This window comes from Myroides sp. DW712 (genome assembly GCF_046557355.1).
In the GTDB taxonomy this organism is placed as follows: Bacteria; Bacteroidota; Bacteroidia; order Flavobacteriales; family Flavobacteriaceae; genus Flavobacterium.
Genome location: NZ_JBKFDO010000002.1, coordinates 183,964 through 203,009, shown reverse-complemented (window position 1 = coordinate 203,009; position 19,046 = coordinate 183,964). Strand labels below are relative to the sequence as shown.

The following is a 19,046-nucleotide window of genomic DNA, read 5'->3' as shown; positions in this document are numbered from 1 at the left end:
TTAAAATATTCATCTCAATGCTAGTTTTCTTCTATTTCTTCTTCTTTTACAAAGTCGCTATCTTTGCCCCATTTGCGCTCTACTAGATAGTACAAAGCAGGCAATACAAACAGTGTTAATATTGTAGCGAATAATAATCCATATACGATTACTGTAGCTAGTGGACGTTGTACATCCGAACCAATTCCAGTAGCCATAGACGCTGGGAATAACCCCAAAATAGCCACGGTTGCAGTCATTAATACGGGTCTGAATCGTTGTTCCGCTCCCAGTAAAACCGCTGCTAACAAGGCATGTCCTTTTTTTCGTAAATCGTTAATATGCGAAATCATAATAACCCCATTTTGAATAGCCACCCCAAACAAAGCGATGAATCCAACAGCCGAAGATACGTTTAATGACATCCCTCTGACATTCAAGGCTAACATTCCTCCAAACAGCGCTAAAGGAACCACAACCATCAATAACCCCGCTTGTCTAAATTGGCCAAAAGCTCCGTATAACAAAACAAACATCAGACACAGCGTCAACGGTACAATAATCGCCAATCGGTTATAAGCACGGTGTTGATTTTCAAACTGTCCCCCCCATTCAATATGGAACTTATTGTGATCGTAGGTAATATTGTTTTCAATTTTTTGTTGAGCCTCTTTCAATAAAGAACCTAAATCGCGGTTGCGCACGTTCAATTTCACGGTTAAGTGACGTCGATTCATCTCACGAGTAATCGTACTTTCCCCTGTACTTGTTTTTACATCAGCCACTTGTGAAAGAGGAATCTTCGCTCCTGTACTTGAGGTCAACATTAAGTTGGCAATTTTTTCGGGTGTATTTCTGCTTTCTTCCGTATAACGTGCACTAATATCGTACACTTTATTCCCGATAAAGATTTGAGAAATAGCTTTCCCTCCGATTGCTACTTCGATCAACTCTGCTACATCTGCTACGTTTAGTCCATATTGAGCAATCTTATCACGGTTGGCGTGAATCTGTAACTGTGGCAATGGTGGTTCTTGATCAATCGCCAAATCTACTGCTCCGTCCACTGTTTTTAACGTGCCTAAAACTTCATTGGCAATACGTCTTGTTTCGTGAAAATCCTCTCCATATACTTTGACTACTAATTCACTGTGTGCTCCCGAAATCTTATCCATTACCCCATCAATCATCGGCTGGGCGAATCCAACTGTAAAACCAGGAAGCGATTCATATTCTGCTGCTAATTCTTCAATTAAATCGTTTTTCGTTTTACCTCTTGGCCATTCCTTATAGGGTTTAATTCCAATCGAGCACTCAAAGTGAGAAGGCGTAAACGGATCCGTTCCATCGTCATTTCTACCCGCTTGTACCATCACATAAGTTACTTCCTCATATTTCATGGTACGCGCTCTCAAGGTATCACTCATTTCTTTGGATTTCTCTAAAGAAATGCCTGGTGGTAGTGTTACCTGTAACCAAATGGACCCTTCATCCAATGGCGGCAAGAAATCCTTTCCCACTTTAGCTGTCAAACCAATAGTAATAGCCAATACAATCACGATAGGCAAAAACACTTGTTTGGGCTTTTTCATAATCTTTTCAATGCGATTATGGTATAAAGCCGTTAGTTTTTCCAACCATTTGTTGTGGTATATTTTTCTCGGTTTTTTATACACCGCATAGGCTAATCCTGGGATTAAAAACAAGGCTACTAAAAGCGCACCTAACAAGGCAAATCCAACCGTAAAAGCCATAGGTGTAAACAGCTTCTTCTCTACGCGTTCAAACGCAAACAGCGGTAAATAAGCTGTGATAATAATAATCGTAGCAAAGAACACGGGTTTCGCTACCTCTTTGGTGCGTTGAGCAATGGATTTTTCTTTCAATTCTTCCTTTGGATTATCCTCTCGTTTCTTGAGTATGGACTCCATCATAACAATTGCTCCATCGACAATAATACCAAAGTCAATTGCTCCTAGTGATAATAAGTTTGCTGGGATATCTGTGAAGTGCATCAAAATAAAAGCAAACAACAAGGATACAGGGATGGTAATTGCTACAAGCAAAGCTCCTCTCCAGCTACCCAAAAAGACAATTAATACAATAATGACCAAACTGATCCCCTCGATTAAAGTCGTCGATACCGTATGTAACGTCGTGTCTACTAATTCTGTGCGATCTAAGAATGTGTGAATTTTCACACCTTCTGGCAGTAATTCATTGTTTAATTCATCTACATATTGGTGGATTTTCTCCAAAACTACCGATGGATTTTCTCCTTTTAACAAGAGTACAATTCCCTCAATACTATCAGAGTAATTGCGCTCTTTATCAGAATAACCTAAGATTCCTTTGCGCTCAACGTTTCCATATTTTAAACGACCTAAATCCTTCAAAAAGATTGGAATTCCATTGTCAGCCTTTACGACAATTTTCCCTAAATCTTCTAAATCCTTTACCAGTCCGATTCCGCGAACCACATAGCCTAAGTCTCCACGTGTTAATACACTTCCACCTGAGTTTACGTTATTTTCCTCAATAGTTTCAGTAACATCACTTAAGGATAAATCATATTGTTCTAATTTATGTGGATCTAATTCGATTTGAAATTGGGTTGTAATTCCTCCGAAGTTCGTTACCTCAGCAACCCCAGACACTTGGTTAAGTTTAGGGATAATCACAAAGTTTTGAATATCCGTTAACTCGCGTAAACTATAGCCATCCCCTTCAATAATATAGCGGTATACCTCTCCAATAGGCGAAGTTAACGGGTCTAGTTCAGGTATAGCTTCGTAGGGCAATTCTACTCCATTGAGTCGTTCTTGAATACGTTGACGGGCAAAGTAGTCATCCACTCCATCTTCAAACACAATGGTAATCATGGAAAGTCCGAACGTACTATTGCTACGCATCACGTGCATACCTGGCATTCCATTTAGCGCACGTTCAATGGGAATGGTAATTTGCAATTCAATTTCTTCTGCAGCGAGTCCTGGTACTTGCGTCACGACTTGTGAGGTTGTATCTGCAATATCGGGATACGCTTCTATGGATAACTGTTTCCAAGAATAATAGCCGAAGATACACAGTAAGCCAAACAAAGCAGCAACAAGCCATCTTTTGTGTATAGCTGTATCAATTATATTTTTTTTCATTTTTGCTGTTTTTATAGGATTACTACAGTTGAGGTAAGTAAATACCCCCTTCGCTTACTACTTTATCTCCTTTTTCTAGTCCTGATAGAATTACGGTTTGATTGCCTGATACCCCACCAATGGTTACATTTTTTCGGATGTATTCATTCGATGCTACCTCCACAAAAACAAAAGAATCATCTTCTCCTTGTAAGACCGCACGAGAAGGCACTAAAATTACTTTTTCGGGTTGATCAATAAAGCGTACATTCACGTACATGCCTGGTTTTAAGATGCGTTTGTCGTTGGTCACTTCAATCAATACATCAATACTTCTTGTTTCTTCATCTACCATTTCATTCACATGGTATATCGTTCCCTCAATAGGTGCACCTGGATACGCTGATAACTCAATTTGAACTTTGTTTAACTTGGCTAAATGCTGAATGTCTTTTTCCTTCACTTTACCAACAATCCAAATTTTGTTCAACGATGCAATCTTCACTACAGGATCTGCATCATCGTTGATGTATTGTCCTAAAACGATAGTATTTTCTAAGACTTCTCCTTCAATAGGAGAACGCACAATCAAGGGCTGTCCTAAAACAAGAGAAGAAGGTTGTACATTGTAGATTTTAATCGCTGCAGAAGCATTGTCAAAAGCCGCTTTTGCAATCGAATTTTCTGTTTCTGCTTCTTCGTATTCTTGACGAACGCCGACGCCATTCGCTAGTAAATCCGCTTGTCTTTTTAAATTTAAAGACGCTTGTTTGTATTCTTGTTTAGAGTCAAAATAATCTTTCTGTGCTTCAAAATAATCGGGGGAAGAAACTTCAAATAAAGGTTGATTTACTCCCACTTTTTGACCTAATTTGACAAAGGATTTAATAATCCTTCCAGAGAAAGGAGACGCAATTTCCGCATAATGGTTCGGTATTGCTTTTACTAAACCCGCAGTTACTAAATCAAATGTAAAGTCTTCCTCCCCTACCTCTGTAACTTTAATTCTACTTTTAAGGTTTGAATTTTCTGTTAAGGAAATCACTTGATTGTTCACTTGATACTGTGCAACATCACTGCTTTGTTCCTTTTTATCCGAGCAAAAACTCAATAAGATACTCAAGCTTAAAACACCTGCTAATTGTACTTTTTTTGCCATTATGATTGTTTTAAATTTTTACTTTATAATATTCTCTTAATTTACGAAACTTTACACTATAATTTTCATTATAAAAATAAAACATTACGTTTATTTAACAATAAAAACAAGCATCTATTAGCCATAAGGGGTCAAATCACAGCGAAACCGTCCTTTTTTCATTTTATTCAATTTTATAATAGCGTTTACATGTAAGATACTTAGTGTAGATCAAAGATATAAGCAGCCAAACCAAAGTAGATTAACAGTCCAAGGATATTGACAATAGTACGAATCGCTGGACTAGCAACTACGGCAGGATCGGCTCCCATTTTTTTGACCAATAAGGGCAGAGCTGCTCCAATTACTGTTGAAAAAACAACTTGTAGAAATAAGGCTACCGCAATTACACCGCCAATAATCCACAAAGCTGTTGTTTCTGGCGACTCGGTTTCCCAACTAAAAAAGACCACTTTACCAAAAGCTAACACGCCAAGACACAGCGCTAACATCAGTGCAATTCTCGTTTCTTTCCACAGCACACGCATCCATGATTTTACCGTTATTTGTTCCAGAGCCATAGCCCGTACCACTACAGTGGCAGATTGGCTTCCGGCATTTCCTCCAGCATCGGCTACCATGGGCATATAGAGTGCTAGAATAACCATTTGAGCAAGAGCTCCCTCAAAACTGTGAATAATTAATCCTGAAATTAACCCAACAATTGCCAAGGTAACTAGCCAAAACACTCGTTTTTTAAAGTGTCCAAAAATCGACGTTTGCTCATAATTTGCATCTTCACTACTCCCCATCACCCCCATAAATTTCTGCATGTCTTCGGTATGTTCGGCCTGAATAATATCTAGTGCATCGTCATGGGTAACAATCCCCACCAATTGCTTCTTTCGATTGAGGATAGGCAACGCCACCAATTCATATTTATCGATTTTAGCTGCCACGAGTTCATTGTCTTCGTCTACATAACCAAAGACAAAATCGCGGTGCAATTCTTCCTCTACCAACTGATGGGGTTCGGCGATAATCAAATCTTTCAAGGTAATGAATCCCAATAGTGTTTGGTCTTCATTGACTACATAGATATAATAAATCGTCTTTTTTGACGGGGCATCTAAACGCACCTTATGGATGGCCTCAAAACAGGTCATATCCTTAGAAACGGTTGCAAAATCCGTACTCATAATCCCTCCAGCCGTATCTTCTGGATAGGAGCTCAATGCCAATACATTCTCTCGCACTGGTTTAGTCAAAAAGGGCAAGAGATCAATCTGCTCCTGTTGAGTTAAAATTTGAAATAAATCTGCGCGATCCTCCGAGGGCATTTGCTCAAATAATCGAGCAAATCGCTTCATGCTTAACTGTTGAAAAACGGAAAGCTGTTTCACCAAAGGGAAGGAGGCAAAAATTTCCGCTTGATGTTCTAAAGGGAATTCGCGCAAAATGAGAAATAGCTCTTTGGTTTCCATCAAAGACAGAGCCTCACTGACGTCAATAACAGGCATTTTCTTCAATACAGGCAACATCTTAATCATCTGATCCAATCCCTGAAAATCTTGTGCGATTTTACGTAAACTTGTTGGTTCATACTTCATTGTTCTCATGACCTTTCACTTTTAACGATTAATAGGTAATTAACTCCCAGGATACTTCAGAAACACCAAATTCTAAAGATACTTTCTGTGTAATCTGCTCTAAAATATCATCTTTACGTCCGATGCAGTACACCTCAAACTTGAGGTAAGAAAAAGCGGGATTCCCATTATCCGAACTTTTTAACGAACGCATTTGCAATTCTTTTTGCGCCTTGAGGTGTTTGAGCACCATCACGCGAATATCATTTTCTACTTGCTCTTTGCATCCCACGACAATTTCATAAAACACCTCTGCAGAATCACTTTCAGTCTCAAACGACATTTTATTCATGAGGTTTCCGATGGGACGTAGTAGCAAATGTGCACCTACAATAAGGATGGTCATGGCGATAGCTTCTTGCCATAATCCTACACCACACATAGAGCCAACCGAAGCCGAGCACCAAATCGTCGCTGCCGTATTCAATCCACGGATGCTAAATCCATCCTTCATAATCACGCCAGCTCCTAGAAAACCAATTCCACTTACAACATAAGAAGCCACACGCCCCACTGCAGTTCCACCAATTTGATACGACATTAATACAAATCCAGCGGCACCAATACAAACCAACGTATTGGTTCTCAATCCAGCGCTTTTTTGTCTTACTTGACGCTCAGCCCCAATCAATGCTCCTAAAATAAAAGCTAGTAATAATCTTAAAATAAATACTGTAATTGCCATAACTTCATCTCTTTTACTCCTACTTACTGCATATCATCTTCGTTATAAACAAGTAACAGGAGAATTAACATTCTTTTCTTCGAAAGGATTCTGTGTCCATCTTTTATTTTTTTTGCTGGGACAAAAGTAGAAGTTATGAGGCTTGACGGCTATTAGAAAGCCTTTAGAATAAAATTAGAATTCTATTAGAATAAAAAAGCGCTTGTTAAAAAACAAGCGCTTGATGTATTATAGTTGTATGGTAAACGTCGTTCCTTCTCCTACTTGAGACTCGACCTTCAACTTGCCTTTGTGTAAGTTGATAATTTTATGCGTTAATGGCAATCCAATCCCGTTGCCTTCTTTGTAGTTTTGATTCTTACCACGGTAAAAAGGAATAAAAATAGACTCCAAGTCTTCTTCCGCAATACCAATGCCTTTGTCTCGCACACGAATAGTCAACTGATAATCTTCATAGGCAATTTGAATCGTACACGCTTTCTGTTCTGAAAACTTACAAGCATTCTCCAATAAATTAACCAAAGCCACCTCTAATAAGTAGGGGTTGGCATTTACAATCATCATTTCTTCCGCCGTGACCGATTCATCTATGACAAAATTAAATTTGTATGAGGCATCCATCTTTTGTAACTTCTGACAGGCATCTAAAATCACCTCATCCACGCGAATAGGTTTGAATACAATTTCAGTAGGATCATAACTCGCCTTAGCAAAATCCAATAGGCTATTGGATAAACGCACGATTTTTTGCGAATCGTTTAATGCATTTTCAATCGTCTGTATGTAATAGGCTTGATTTTGTTCTTTACTTAAAGCCAGCTCCAATTCCGCAATAATAGCGGCCAAAGGAGTTCTCAATTCATGTGAAATATTCGATACAAATTGCTTCTGTGCATCAAAAGAATTCTCTAATCGATTGAGCATTTCATTGAAGGTATTGGCTAGTGCTCCAAGTTCATCCTTATTTTTCTCCGTACTGATGCGCAAATCTAAATTTGTTGCCGTGATTTTATTTACCTCATCATTCATCTTTTTGATGGGCAACAATACTTTATCTGCAAAAAACAGCCCGACAAAATAAATAACCAAAAGAGAAATGACCACTAAAACAACAATGGTTACAAACAAGTTTTGCAACTTAGTGTAGCCATACTCATCATAAGCTGTTGCAGTTATCACATAATCTCGATTATTCAGCGAATACGTAATTCCAATGACTTGCCAATCCTCTTGAGTGCAGTGTAAACGTCCCTTTTGGATAATGCTGCCGATCATCTCTTTCGTTTCTTTCACTCGATCAATTTCCTCTGCATCGTGATACAACAGGTTGAAATCATAATCATAAACAGCAACTTCTACTTCATTGATAATTTCGCTATTGTTGAGGTAAATCTTGTGTAAAGTTGTTGGTTTGACTTGAGCTTCCAAAAAGAGTTTGGCTTTGGTAATGGCCTCTTTTTCTAATTCTTCATAAAACTCAACTTCTCTGCCTTTGGAGGACGACCAATAGATGACACTGGCGAAAACCAGTAATATAGAAGCCACTAATAACGTAAACAACAGGGTCAGTCTCGTTTTAATTCTCATGACTTTTTAGTATAAAACCCATACCTGATTTCGTATGAATCAATTTATTTGCTGCATCTAGCTCAATCTTCTTTCTCAGGTAATTGATGTACACATCGATAAAATTGGTTCCTGTATCAAAATGCGTATCCCATACTTTCTCTGAAATCTCTGCACGCGACAATACCCGTTCTGGATTTTCCATCATGTACTGCATCAAGTTAAATTCCTTAGGGGTTAGGTGAATCTCTTTTCCTGCTCGTTTGAATTTTTTCTGATTGAGGTCCATTTCTAAATCCGCATAGTTCAAAATGGGATTATTCGCTTCCGTTGCCTTTTCGAAGCGCTTAAGCAACGCGCGAATACGCACATAAAGTTCTCTTAATTCAAAAGGTTTCACCAAATAATCATCCGCTCCTGCATCAAATCCCTCCACCTTATCGTCTGTTGTTCCCAAAGCGGTCAACATGATAATAGGTGTATTGGGTAATGATTGCTTGAGTTCTTTACACAAATCAATACCATTAATCTTGGGTAAAATAACATCAGTAATAATCAGCTGATATTTTTTTTGTAGGGCTAATTTCTTCCCCATATAGCCATCATAAGCCACATCAACCGTAAAGTTTTGATCTTGCAAGCTGCGTTGAAGCAGTTCTGCCACGCGAATATCGTCTTCAATTACTAATAGTTGGCTCAAAAGAAATTCCTTTTAAATTAATTGGGACCAAGATAAGTCTTTTTGCAAAAAAAGAGGTTATTTATGCGGCAAAACAACCTCTAATTCTTTTTCAAACCACTAAAAAAGCAATTCAGAAACAACGATTTCGGTTATGTATCGCTTGTTATTTGCTTTGTCTTCGTACGAGCGATTCACCAATTTTCCTTCAATTGCTACTTCTTTCCCTTTGACTACATACTTCTCCGCAATGTCTGCTAATTTTCCCCAAGCGACTACCTGGTGCCACTGCACATTTTCAATCTTTTCTCCTTTATCGTTGAAATAAAATTCATTGATAGCAATTGAAAAAGTCGCTCGCTTTTTCTCTGATCCAAAGACGATGATTTCTGCATTTTGTCCTGCTCGTCCAATTAATTGAACGCGATTTCGTAGTGAACTCATAATATGTACTTTTAAATTATAAAAAACCTTATCTGTTTTTTAGCAAAAAACACACCAAACACCAGCCCTTTCCTTCATTTAGCTTTCAAAATATTTACTTGTTACAAGTATTATTTGTAATTTGCAATAAAAAATTCATGGAAACGACAATTAACAAGATTGAACTTCGCAACCTCCAATTGGATGACTACTTGGAGCTTAAAAATTCAATGCTTGAATCCTATACGGGCATGGAAGATCCGTATTGGGATAAAAGTGAAATAGAAAACCTACTGAGTATTTTTCCTGAAGGGCAACTAGTCGTTTTAGTTGACGATATTGTTGTAGGGTCAGCGCTTTCTATTATCATTGATGAGAAAAAAGCCATGTCCACCCATAATTACGATCAAATTACGGGCTATTCTTCTTTTAGTACACATAATCCCAAAGGCAATGTTTTATACGGAATTGATGTATTCATTCACCCCAAGTATAGAGGCTTGCGCTTAGGTCGTCGTTTATATGATGCGCGTAAAGAATTGTGTGAACAACTAAACTTAAAATCAATTGTATTTGCGGGACGCATCCCGAAGTACGCAAAATATGCCAATGAGCTTACTCCTAAACAGTATTTAGACAAGGTAAAAGCGAAAGAAATCAACGATCCGGTGATGTCTTTTCAAATGTCAAATGACTTTCACATGGTGCGTTTGATGCGCAACTACCTCGACGGGGATAAGGAATCTAAAGATTATGCGGTGCTTTTGGAGTGGAATAACATCTACTATGAAAAGGACGTTCAACTCATCAACACCAGAAAGAGTGTGGTGCGTTTGGGGTTAATTCAATGGCAGATGCGTCCGTTTAATGATTTAGAGGAATTCTTTGATCAAGCGGAATTCTTCATCAACGCGGTTTCTGATTACGAAAGTGACTTTGCCATGTTCCCAGAACTATTTACAGCTCCTTTGATGGCAGCGTACAACCACTTGTCCGAAGCGGATTCAATTCGCGAGCTTGCGCGTTATACAACACCTATTCGCAAGCGATTCCAAGAGTTTGCCATTTCGTATAACATCAATATCATCTCAGGTAGTATGCCGTATTTGATTGATGGAACCTTATACAATGTCGGTTTCCTTTGCAAACGTGACGGAACCTATGAGATGTATTCCAAAATTCACATTACGCCCAATGAGGTACACTATTGGGGAATGCAAGGCGGATCGGGTATTCAAACCTTTGATACCGATTGCGGAAAAATCGGAATTATCGTTTGTTATGATGTAGAATTTCCCGAATTGCCACGTCTACTTGCAGAAGAAGGTATGGAAATTCTTTTCGTTCCTTTTTTAACGGATACACAAAACGGTTATACCCGCGTGCGTAACTGTGCTGCTGCACGAGCCATCGAAAATGAGTGTTATGTAGCCATTGCAGGCTGTGTAGGAAACCTTCCAAAAGTGAATAACATGGATATTCAATTTGCTCAAGCCGCCGTATTCACCCCTTCTGATTTTGCCTTCCCAACCAATGGAGTCAAAGCAGAAGCAACTCCGAATACAGAAATGACCTTGATTGTAGATGTTAACCTCGATTTACTAAAGGAATTACACGAGCACGGAAGTGTGCGAATTATGAAGGATAGACGACTGGATTTATACGATTTGCAGAAAAAAAACAGTCCAAAATAACCCAAAAAGCTTGAGCCAACACTCAAGCTTTTTTTTAGTCCTTTTTTGCGTGAATAATTAGCATATTTCGGATTTTAGAATTGAGGAAATAGCAAGATCTTTGTTGGGCGGTTGACGGTTGACAGTTTATAGTTGGCAATGAAAATAAAGTATGAAACAGAAATGACAAACCTCACCTAATTCTCACCAAAAACAAAAAAACCTCACCAATCATTAGAAAATGAATGACCAAGCCCATATAAATTATACCCGTATTGCTGAAGCCATTGCGTACATTCAGCAAAACTTCAAGCAGCAGCCTCATTTAGATGTGGTGGCGGATGTCTTGCATTTGAGTCCGGCGCATTTTCAGCGTTTATTTACGGAATGGGCAGGCACGAGCCCGAAGAAATTCTTGCAGTTTACGAGTTTAGAATATGCGAAATCCCTATTGAAAGACAAACAAGCCACTTTATTTGATGCCACTTTTGAAACGGGTTTATCAAGTACGAGTCGCTTGCATGATTTATTTATCACTTTAGAAGGAATGACTCCTGCGGAGTATCAAAATGGTGGTCAACACCTAACCATCAACTACAGTTTTGCCTCTAGTTTTTTTGGTCCACTGTTGATTGCGTCAACTGCGAAAGGGATTTGTCATTTGGTTTTTGTGGAAGAGGAAGAAATTGCGAAACAAGAACTAATCGCCAAATTTCCACAAGCGAAGTTTATCGAACAAACGGATGCCTTACAAAACCAGGCCTTGCAATTTTTTCAAAGCAAGACCCCTGATTTACACCAAATTAAATTGCACTTAAAAGGAACCGATTTTCAGCTCAAAGTATGGCAAAGTTTATTGGCGATTCCCATGGGTGAACTCACTACGTATGGGGCTATTGCACAGGCCATAGACAACCCCAAAGCCTCCCGAGCAGTAGGAACGGCTATTGGAAGTAACCCTATTGCCTTTTTAATCCCTTGTCATCGCGTCATTCAAGCATCGGGTGTCTTTGGAAATTATATGTGGGGAGCTACGCGCAAAACGGCTATCATTGGCTGGGAAGGAGCTCAAGTATATGGAGAACCAACTTTTAAATAAAAAAAATGGACTTATTTCATTCCGCCGACGATACTCAACACAATCACCTTCCCTACCAAGGAACGGTACATTTTTACGGGTATCTGCTAACTACTGAAGAAGCTGCATTTTACTATAATCATTTGTTGCACTACATCGAGTGGAAAAATGACGAAGCGATTATTTTTGGTAAAAAAGTCATCACCAAGCGCAAAGTAGCTTGGTATGGCTCAAAGCCCTTTCCCTATACCTATTCCAACGTGACCAAATTTGCTTTACCATGGACACCTGAGTTGTTAGCGCTAAAAAAACGCATTGAGGTTCAAACAGGTGAAACCTATAATTCTTGCTTGCTTAACTTGTATCACGATGGCAGTGAAGGTATGGCCTGGCATAGTGATGCCGAAAAAGATTTAAAGAAAAATGGTGCCATTGCTTCCTTGAGTTTAGGAGCAACCCGTAAATTTTTATTCAAACACAAATCAACCCAAGAAAAAGTGACTTTTACCTTGGAGAGCGGACACTTACTAGTAATGAAAGGAGATACCCAAACCTTTTGGTTGCATCGATTACCTCCGACAAAGACGGTCCACCACCCGCGAATTAATTTGACCTTTCGCTCCATTGAAAACTAAAAAAAACAGCTCCCAAACCCAGAGAGCTGTCTTAAACTAAAAACATAATAACTATTCTGAGATTGTATCGTATTAAAACACCCAGAACGTATAAACAACTGAATTCCTTCTTTACAATAGGGATGTTGGACAAACAAAAGTTGTTTTATCCAATGCAGTAATGGGAGCAAGTGCTTGAAATCCGCCCACAACATCAACTACTTTTAAAAACCCTTTCGCGCGTAGCATAGAAGCCGCAATCATACTGCGGTATCCGCCTGCACAAAACACCACTTGTGTTTTATTTTGATCAAGTGTATCTATTTTTTCTTCTAATCTATTCAGGGAAACAAAAGTTGCTTCTACCAAATGTTCTGCTTGATATTCACTTTCTTTACGAACATCTACCAATACAGGAGCTTCACTTTTCACATAGGCATCCACTTGGTGTGCTTCTAATCGAGGAATAACATCTAACGGTCTATCTGCCGTTTTCCACGTATCAATTCCTCCCGCCAAAAATCCCACCGTGTGGTCATATCCCACTCGAGACAAGCGCACCATACTCTCCTCTTCTTTACCTGGATCTGTGATTAATATCAAGGGCTGTTGAATATTTTTAATCAACTCGCCCACCCATACCGCAAAAGGACCATTCAATCCGATATTGATACTTTTGGGAATAAATCCCCGAGCAAAGTCCTGCGGCGCTCGTGTATCAAGAAGCAAAACATCCCCTGTGGCAAGCATTGCATCAAACATAGCCAAAGTCAAAGGTTTGTATGCACGATCCAAAACTTCATCCAGCTGTTCATAGCCGCCAATATTCAACAAGACATTTTTTGGAAAATACTGCGGCGGCGTAACTAAGCCAGTTAATACCTCTTCAACAAACTCATCTTCCGACATATCCGCGCGTAGCGCATAGTTGGTTTTCTTTTGATTTCCCAACGTATCTGTTGTTTCCTTACTCATATTTTTACCACATGCACTACCTGCTCCGTGATTCGGATACACAATGAGATGATCAGGTAAAGGCATTATTTTGTTGCGTAGCGACTGGTATAAATGTCTTGCTAGTTTTTCTTGTGTTAGTTCTGACTTGACTAGTTGCACCAAATCTGGACGGCCTACATCTCCAATAAATAATGTATCTCCAGTAATAATAGCCTGTGGCTCTCCTTCTTCATCAAATATCAAATACGTACTACTCTCCATCGTATGTCCAGGCGTGTGTAATACTTGTATTTTGACTCCACCTACGGTAAACACTTGATTGTCCATCGCAATAATGGCTTCGTAATTAGGTGTAGCCGTTGGGCCAAAAACAATTTGAGCCCCTGTTTTTTGCATCAAATCCAAGTGACCACTGACAAAGTCAGCATGAAAATGCGTCTCAAATACATACTTGATGCTTGTCTGATCCTTTGTCGCTCGATCGATATATGGCTGTACATCGCGTAAAGGGTCAAAAATAGCGGCTTCTCCTTGGCTAGAAAGATAATAAGCGGCATGTGCAATACATCCCGTATAGATTTGTTCGATTTTCATGACTCACAATTTTGTAACGTAAAAGTAATTCATTCTCAAGGATTTAAAAATGACAATTATCATAATCCCTAGGCATATTTTAGTTTTTTTTTAAGACTAAAGCTTTGTTTTCAGGCCATATAATCCATTATTTTTTCGTAAATTGGGAAAAACTAACAATTATGAGAAATTACAAAATAGCCTCGCTTAAAAAGCTACAAGAGGAAGGCAAAGACATGCATCGATTGCCTTTTTCTATTCGTATTCTATTAGAAAATGTGTTGCGTAATCACGACGGATTTGCTATTACAGATGAGCACATCGATACGTTAGTCAATTGGCAACCTCAACCCACCGACAAAGACATTCCCTTTAAACCTGCACGTGTATTGATGCAAGATTTTACGGGAGTACCTGGTGTAGTAGATTTGGCTTCTTTACGTGCTGAATACGTGCGTCAAGGCAAAAATGGGGAAAAAATAACCCCTGCTATTCCCGTTGACTTAGTTATTGACCACTCGGTGCAAGTAGATTATTTTGGAACCGATTACGCTTATAAAGAAAATGTGACCAAAGAGTACGAACGCAACGCGGAACGCTACGAGCTACTGAAATGGGCCCAACAAGAATTAAAAGGATTTACTGTGGTTCCTCCTGGAATGGGGATTTGCCACCAGGTAAACTTAGAATACCTCGCCAAAGGAGTGATCAATCGAGATGGTTGGTTATTTCCTGACACCTTAGTCGGCACCGATTCTCACACTCCTATGGTAAACGGAATTGGAGTTATTGCTTGGGGAGTGGGAGGAATTGAAGCCGAAGCAGCCATGTTAGGTCAACCGATTTACTTCACCTGTCCAGAAGTGGTGGGGCTTAAACTAACGGGGAAAATTCCTCAAGGAGCAACTGCTACCGATATGGTATTGTCCATTACAAAAATATTGCGTAAGCAAGGAGTAGTAGGAAAATTTGTGGAAGTTTTTGGCGATGGATTAGATCATTTATCTGTAACCGATCGCGCGACTATTTCCAATATGTCCCCAGAATTTGGATGTACCGTGACCTACTTCCCAATTGATGACCAAACTTTACACTATATGCGTCAAACCAATCGAGACGAAGATCACGTTCAGTTGGTAGAAGAATACTGCAAAGAAAACTTATTATGGCGAACAGGAAAAGAGGATATTACCTATTCTGCTGTGGTAGAATTAGACTTAAATACCTTAGAGCCTACTGTTTCAGGACCTAAACGTCCACAAGACAAAATTTTAGTGCGTGAATTAGATCAAACGTTCTCCACTTTATTAGAAGAGGAGTACAACCGCGCCTATGTTTCGATGAAAGATCGACGCGAATCCGCTTGGTTATCTGAAGGTGGATCAGGAACAGAATTTATCTATACACAAAATGAAGCAGCTACAAGTCAACCCACGGAAGTAGTCAAAGAAAACATGCGTGCTGTGCGCATCAAACAGAAAAATAAAGAATATGTACTAGGTGATGGAAGTATTGTGCTGGCAGCTATTACTAGTTGTACCAATACCTCTAATCCTGAAGTAATGATTGGAGCAGGACTCGTAGCTCGCAAGGCTATCCAACGAGGGTTACGCACCAAATCTTGGGTAAAAACGAGCTTAGCTCCTGGATCAAAAGTCGTAACACACTATCTAGATCGTTCTGGTTTATCCGAAGATTTAGAAGCTTTGCGTTTCCATACAGTAGGATATGGATGTACGTCGTGTATTGGAAATAGTGGACCGCTTCCAGCGCCTATTGCAGAAGCTGTTACCCAAGGGGATCTAGTTGTTGCTTCTGTGCTTTCTGGAAACAGAAACTTCGAAGCAAGGGTACACCCCCAAGTAAAGATGAATTTCTTGATGTCTCCCATGTTAGTCGTAGCCTATGCCTTAGTAGGCCGCGTGGATATCAACTTAATGACAGACCCACTAGATTATGATCCAAATGGAGAACCTGTATATTTACGCGATATTTGGCCAACACATGAGGAAATTCGAGCAGTTATCAACGATTCCTTAAAACGCGAGGACTTCAAAGAAGTATATGATCAAATTTTTGAAGGAGAAGAGAACTGGAAAAACCTTCATGCTCCGAAAGGCGCAAGCTTTGAGTGGAATCCAGCTTCTACCTATATCCGTCACGCACCTTTCTTTGAGAACCTACCAAAAGAACCGAAACCATTAACAGACATTCATGCAGCCCGTGTTTTACTTTATTTAGGTGATTCTGTTACAACCGACCATATCTCTCCTGCGGGATCTTTCAATGAAGAATCTGCTGCTGGAAAGTACTTGCTATCTCAAGGAGTGAAACCTGAAGATTTTAACTCGTACGGATCAAGACGCGGAAACCATGAAGTGATGATGAGAGGAACTTTTGCCAACGTTCGTATCAAGAATAAAATAGCACAACGTGAAGGTGGATATAGTACGTATTTACCTACTAACGAATCCTTAACTGTTTATGATACCGCAATGAAATACAAAGAAACGGAAACCCCGTTAATTGTACTAGCTGGAAAAGAATACGGTAGTGGATCTTCTCGAGATTGGGCCGCAAAAGGAGCATATCTTTTGGGAATTAAGGCGGTTATTGCGGAAAGTTTTGAACGTATTCACCGCAGTAACTTAATTGGAATGGGAATTGCTCCATTGCAGTTCTTGCCCAATCAGTCGGCAGAAAGCTTAGGATTAACAGGAAGAGAAACCTATAGTATCACTGGCTTAGCAGAAAATCTAACACCGCATAAGGTGGTTGAGGTCACTGCAACGACAGAAAATAATCAAGCGATTATCTTCCAAGCCTTAGCGCGATTCGATTCGCTTATCGAAATTGAATATTACAAAAACGATGGAATTCTCCAATACGTATTGAGAGACTTCTTAAAACACTAAAAAACAAAGGCTGTTCTTCCGAACAGCCTTTGTTTTTTATACAAATCCTTGTTTAATTGCTTCCTGTACCAGCGTTGCAGAATCTGCAGCTCCAAAGGCCACTTTCATCTTAGCAATTCGCTTTTTGATGGTCGGCGCAGCTAAAGGCACAAATTGTTCTAAGTCAACAAGCTTATGTCCTTTGGCCAATAATACTAAAATAGCTCGATTGTAATCATCGTACATCACTTCTTTATAAACCATTTCTTCCAAACAATGTTTCACCATTGGACTTTGATATTCATTTCCACTACAAATTGCTTCTACCAAATCAACTAATACTTGGGGTGTAATTTCATTTTTTCCAATAATACTCGTTGGTCGAATATTTTTTACGATATCATAAATGGTTAATACTTCTCTATGTCCTGTAATAGTAATGGTTTTACAAGAGGGCATTTCCTTCTTAAGGTATCGAATAATATCTCCGCCATCATCCCAAACAGAGTCATCCCCTTTGGGCAAGGAAAAATCAACAAGCGCAATATCATAGGGTTGCTTGTTGACAATTGCTTCGTCAATTTTTTGTTTTGCCTGCGTACAATCAAACGCTTTTTCAAAAATGAAGTCTTGAGCAAATGCAGCATGACTCAACAGTGCCATTCGATATCCCTCCAGAATTAAAGGATGATCATCTATTAATAAAATTCTCTTCATACCACAAACTTGACTATCTCAGAGCGCTGTTTCCTTAAACGCATTTTCTTATTCACCTCGACCCTTTCATAAAAGCGAAAGAATAGTGTAAATGCATTCAAACACGTTGCCCTATTACCTGCTAATGTAATAAAAAACCTGTTCTATTCCTTATTATTCCGCTGTATTTGGCTTTTTTTATCCCAAAAGGATACACTCCATACAAGCCTGGTTTTTCTACAAAATAAAAAAGCCAATTAGCGAGCTAATTGGCTTTCAAGTGAAATTCTTTTATTTTTTACAACAGTGCGTTTGCTACTAAATACTCTGCAATTTGGATGGTATTGGTTGCTGCTCCTTTTCTCAAGTTATCAGATACAATCCACATATTTAAGGTATTAGGTTGCGTTTCATCACGACGAATACGCCCCACAAATACCTCATCTTTACCTTGCGCATATAATGGCATCGGATATGTATTGGTATCTGTATTATCTTGTACAACAATACCTGGGGTTTCGTGTAAAAGTCGACGCACTTCATCAATAGCAAAATCCTGTTCAAAAGCTACATTAACTGCCTCACTATGGCCTCCAACAACAGGGATACGAACGGCCGTTGCAGTGACTAAAACCGTATCATCTGCTAAGATTTTTTTCGTTTCTTTTACCAATTTCATTTCTTCTTTGGTATATCCATTATCTTCAAAAACATCGCAATGTGGAATAGCATTGCGGTGGATAGGATAAGCATATGCCATTTCTCCTGCTTCACCCACATATTCGTTTTCCAATTGTCTTACTGCCTTAACCCCTGTCCCGGTGATAGATTGATACGTAGAAACCACAACGCGTTTCACCTTGTATTTTTTGTGTAAGGGAGCCAAAGCCATGACCAACTGAATTGTTGAACAATTGGGGTTGGCAATAATCTTATCGTCTTTTGTTAAACTTGAAGCATTAATTTCGGGAACCACTAACTTTTTGGTTACATCCATACGCCAAGCAGATGAATTGTCAATCACCGTTGTTCCAACAGCAGCAAATTCTGGTGCCCATTCTAATGAAATGGAGCCGCCTGCAGAGAACAGTGCAAGCGCTGGTTTCATCTTTACAGCTTCGGCCATGGATTGCACTACGAATTTCTTCCCTTTGAACTCTATTTCACTTCCTACTGATTTCTCAGAAGCGACAGGTATTAATTCTGTTACTGGAAAATTGCGTTCTGCTAATACTTTTAGCATAATCTCTCCTACCATTCCGGTAGCGCCTACTACTGCTACTTTCATTTTAAATAATAAAAATTATA

The 19,046-nt window shown here is 39.2% G+C and carries 14 protein-coding genes; 4 read left to right on the top strand and 10 right to left on the bottom strand.

Annotated features, from left to right (window positions below):
* Positions 1 to 20: 20 nt before the first annotated feature.
* The 7 genes from ACLJX0_RS02445 to ACLJX0_RS02415 form a co-directional block, all read right to left on the bottom strand.
* The gene (locus tag ACLJX0_RS02445; protein WP_410878078.1) at positions 21 to 3,134 is read right to left on the bottom strand and encodes an efflux RND transporter permease subunit; all 3,114 of its coding nucleotides are present in this window, start codon (positions 3,132 to 3,134) and stop codon (positions 21 to 23) included.
* A 22-nt stretch (positions 3,135 to 3,156) separates the two neighbouring features.
* Positions 3,157 to 4,272: an efflux RND transporter periplasmic adaptor subunit gene (locus ACLJX0_RS02440; protein WP_410878076.1), complete on the bottom strand. Its 1,116-nt coding sequence runs from the start codon at positions 4,270 to 4,272 to the stop codon at positions 3,157 to 3,159.
* 200 nt (positions 4,273 to 4,472) lie between these two features.
* A complete protein-coding gene (gene mgtE, locus ACLJX0_RS02435) occupies positions 4,473 to 5,870 on the bottom strand; it encodes a magnesium transporter (RefSeq protein ID WP_410878075.1) in 1,398 nt (465 codons plus the stop codon).
* A gap of 19 nt (positions 5,871 to 5,889) precedes the next feature.
* Positions 5,890 to 6,585, bottom strand: coding sequence for an MgtC/SapB family protein (locus ACLJX0_RS02430; RefSeq protein ID WP_410878073.1), 696 nt, complete (start codon positions 6,583 to 6,585; stop codon positions 5,890 to 5,892).
* Positions 6,586 to 6,813: 228 nt separating this feature from the next.
* A complete protein-coding gene (locus ACLJX0_RS02425; protein ID WP_410878071.1) occupies positions 6,814 to 8,172 on the bottom strand; it encodes an ATP-binding protein in 1,359 nt (452 codons plus the stop codon).
* A complete protein-coding gene (locus tag ACLJX0_RS02420) occupies positions 8,162 to 8,851 on the bottom strand; it encodes a response regulator transcription factor (RefSeq protein ID WP_410878069.1) in 690 nt (229 codons plus the stop codon). The genes ACLJX0_RS02425 and ACLJX0_RS02420 overlap by 11 nt, the downstream gene beginning before the upstream one ends.
* Positions 8,852 to 8,950: 99 nt before the next feature.
* Positions 8,951 to 9,274, bottom strand: a complete 324-nt coding sequence (locus ACLJX0_RS02415; protein ID WP_410878068.1) for a single-stranded DNA-binding protein — start codon at positions 9,272 to 9,274, stop codon at positions 8,951 to 8,953.
* Between the two features lie 137 nt (positions 9,275 to 9,411).
* On the opposite strand from ACLJX0_RS02415, the gene ACLJX0_RS02410 reads away from it, so the two are divergent.
* The 3 genes from ACLJX0_RS02410 to ACLJX0_RS02400 all read left to right on the top strand — a co-directional run bounded on the left by ACLJX0_RS02410 (position 9,412) and on the right by ACLJX0_RS02400 (position 12,639).
* Complete coding sequence (locus ACLJX0_RS02410; protein WP_410878067.1) at positions 9,412 to 10,947, top strand: GNAT family N-acetyltransferase; 1,536 nt, start codon at positions 9,412 to 9,414, stop codon at positions 10,945 to 10,947.
* Between the two features lie 220 nt (positions 10,948 to 11,167).
* Positions 11,168 to 12,025 carry a methylated-DNA--[protein]-cysteine S-methyltransferase gene (locus ACLJX0_RS02405; RefSeq protein WP_410878066.1) on the top strand — a complete coding sequence of 286 codons (858 nt, stop codon included), beginning with the start codon at positions 11,168 to 11,170 and terminating at the stop codon, positions 12,023 to 12,025.
* A gap of 5 nt (positions 12,026 to 12,030) precedes the next feature.
* A complete protein-coding gene (locus ACLJX0_RS02400; protein WP_410878065.1) occupies positions 12,031 to 12,639 on the top strand; it encodes an alpha-ketoglutarate-dependent dioxygenase AlkB family protein in 609 nt (202 codons plus the stop codon).
* A 111-nt stretch (positions 12,640 to 12,750) separates the two neighbouring features.
* Here ACLJX0_RS02400 and ACLJX0_RS02395 read toward each other — a convergent pair whose 3' ends face one another.
* Positions 12,751 to 14,169: an MBL fold metallo-hydrolase gene (locus ACLJX0_RS02395; protein ID WP_410878064.1), complete on the bottom strand. Its 1,419-nt coding sequence runs from the start codon at positions 14,167 to 14,169 to the stop codon at positions 12,751 to 12,753.
* Positions 14,170 to 14,330: 161 nt separating this feature from the next.
* Between ACLJX0_RS02395 and acnA the strand changes: the two genes are divergently transcribed.
* Positions 14,331 to 17,063, top strand: coding sequence for an aconitate hydratase AcnA (gene acnA / locus ACLJX0_RS02390; protein WP_410878063.1), 2,733 nt, complete (start codon positions 14,331 to 14,333; stop codon positions 17,061 to 17,063).
* A gap of 36 nt (positions 17,064 to 17,099) precedes the next feature.
* On the opposite strand, the gene ACLJX0_RS02385 is transcribed toward acnA, so the two are convergent.
* Together ACLJX0_RS02385 and ACLJX0_RS02380 are read right to left on the bottom strand one after the other, a co-directional pair.
* A complete protein-coding gene (locus ACLJX0_RS02385; protein WP_410878062.1) occupies positions 17,100 to 17,759 on the bottom strand; it encodes a DNA-binding response regulator in 660 nt (219 codons plus the stop codon).
* A 277-nt stretch (positions 17,760 to 18,036) separates the two neighbouring features.
* The gene (locus tag ACLJX0_RS02380; protein WP_410878061.1) at positions 18,037 to 19,026 is read right to left on the bottom strand and encodes an aspartate-semialdehyde dehydrogenase; all 990 of its coding nucleotides are present in this window, start codon (positions 19,024 to 19,026) and stop codon (positions 18,037 to 18,039) included.
* Between the last annotated feature and the right edge of the window lie 20 nt (positions 19,027 to 19,046).

What these genes read in the sequence shown, in the direction of transcription:
- acnA (WP_410878063.1), top strand. Translation starts at nt 14,331, where the DNA reads ATGAGAAATTACAAAATAGCCTCGCTTAAAAAGCTACAAGAGGAAGGC.
- ACLJX0_RS02425 (WP_410878071.1), bottom strand. Translation starts at nt 8,172, where the DNA reads ATGAGAATTAAAACGAGACTGACCCTGTTGTTTACGTTATTAGTGGCT.
- ACLJX0_RS02430 (WP_410878073.1), bottom strand. Translation starts at nt 6,585, where the DNA reads ATGGCAATTACAGTATTTATTTTAAGATTATTACTAGCTTTTATTTTA.
- ACLJX0_RS02440 (WP_410878076.1), bottom strand. Translation starts at nt 4,272, where the DNA reads ATGGCAAAAAAAGTACAATTAGCAGGTGTTTTAAGCTTGAGTATCTTA.
- ACLJX0_RS02395 (WP_410878064.1), bottom strand. Translation starts at nt 14,169, where the DNA reads ATGAAAATCGAACAAATCTATACGGGATGTATTGCACATGCCGCTTAT.
- ACLJX0_RS02445 (WP_410878078.1), bottom strand. Translation starts at nt 3,134, where the DNA reads ATGAAAAAAAATATAATTGATACAGCTATACACAAAAGATGGCTTGTT.
- ACLJX0_RS02380 (WP_410878061.1), bottom strand. Translation starts at nt 19,026, where the DNA reads ATGAAAGTAGCAGTAGTAGGCGCTACCGGAATGGTAGGAGAGATTATG.
- ACLJX0_RS02415 (WP_410878068.1), bottom strand. Translation starts at nt 9,274, where the DNA reads ATGAGTTCACTACGAAATCGCGTTCAATTAATTGGACGAGCAGGACAA.
- ACLJX0_RS02400 (WP_410878065.1), top strand. Translation starts at nt 12,031, where the DNA reads ATGGACTTATTTCATTCCGCCGACGATACTCAACACAATCACCTTCCC.
- ACLJX0_RS02405 (WP_410878066.1), top strand. Translation starts at nt 11,168, where the DNA reads ATGAATGACCAAGCCCATATAAATTATACCCGTATTGCTGAAGCCATT.
- ACLJX0_RS02385 (WP_410878062.1), bottom strand. Translation starts at nt 17,759, where the DNA reads ATGAAGAGAATTTTATTAATAGATGATCATCCTTTAATTCTGGAGGGA.
- ACLJX0_RS02410 (WP_410878067.1), top strand. Translation starts at nt 9,412, where the DNA reads ATGGAAACGACAATTAACAAGATTGAACTTCGCAACCTCCAATTGGAT.
- mgtE (WP_410878075.1), bottom strand. Translation starts at nt 5,870, where the DNA reads ATGAGAACAATGAAGTATGAACCAACAAGTTTACGTAAAATCGCACAA.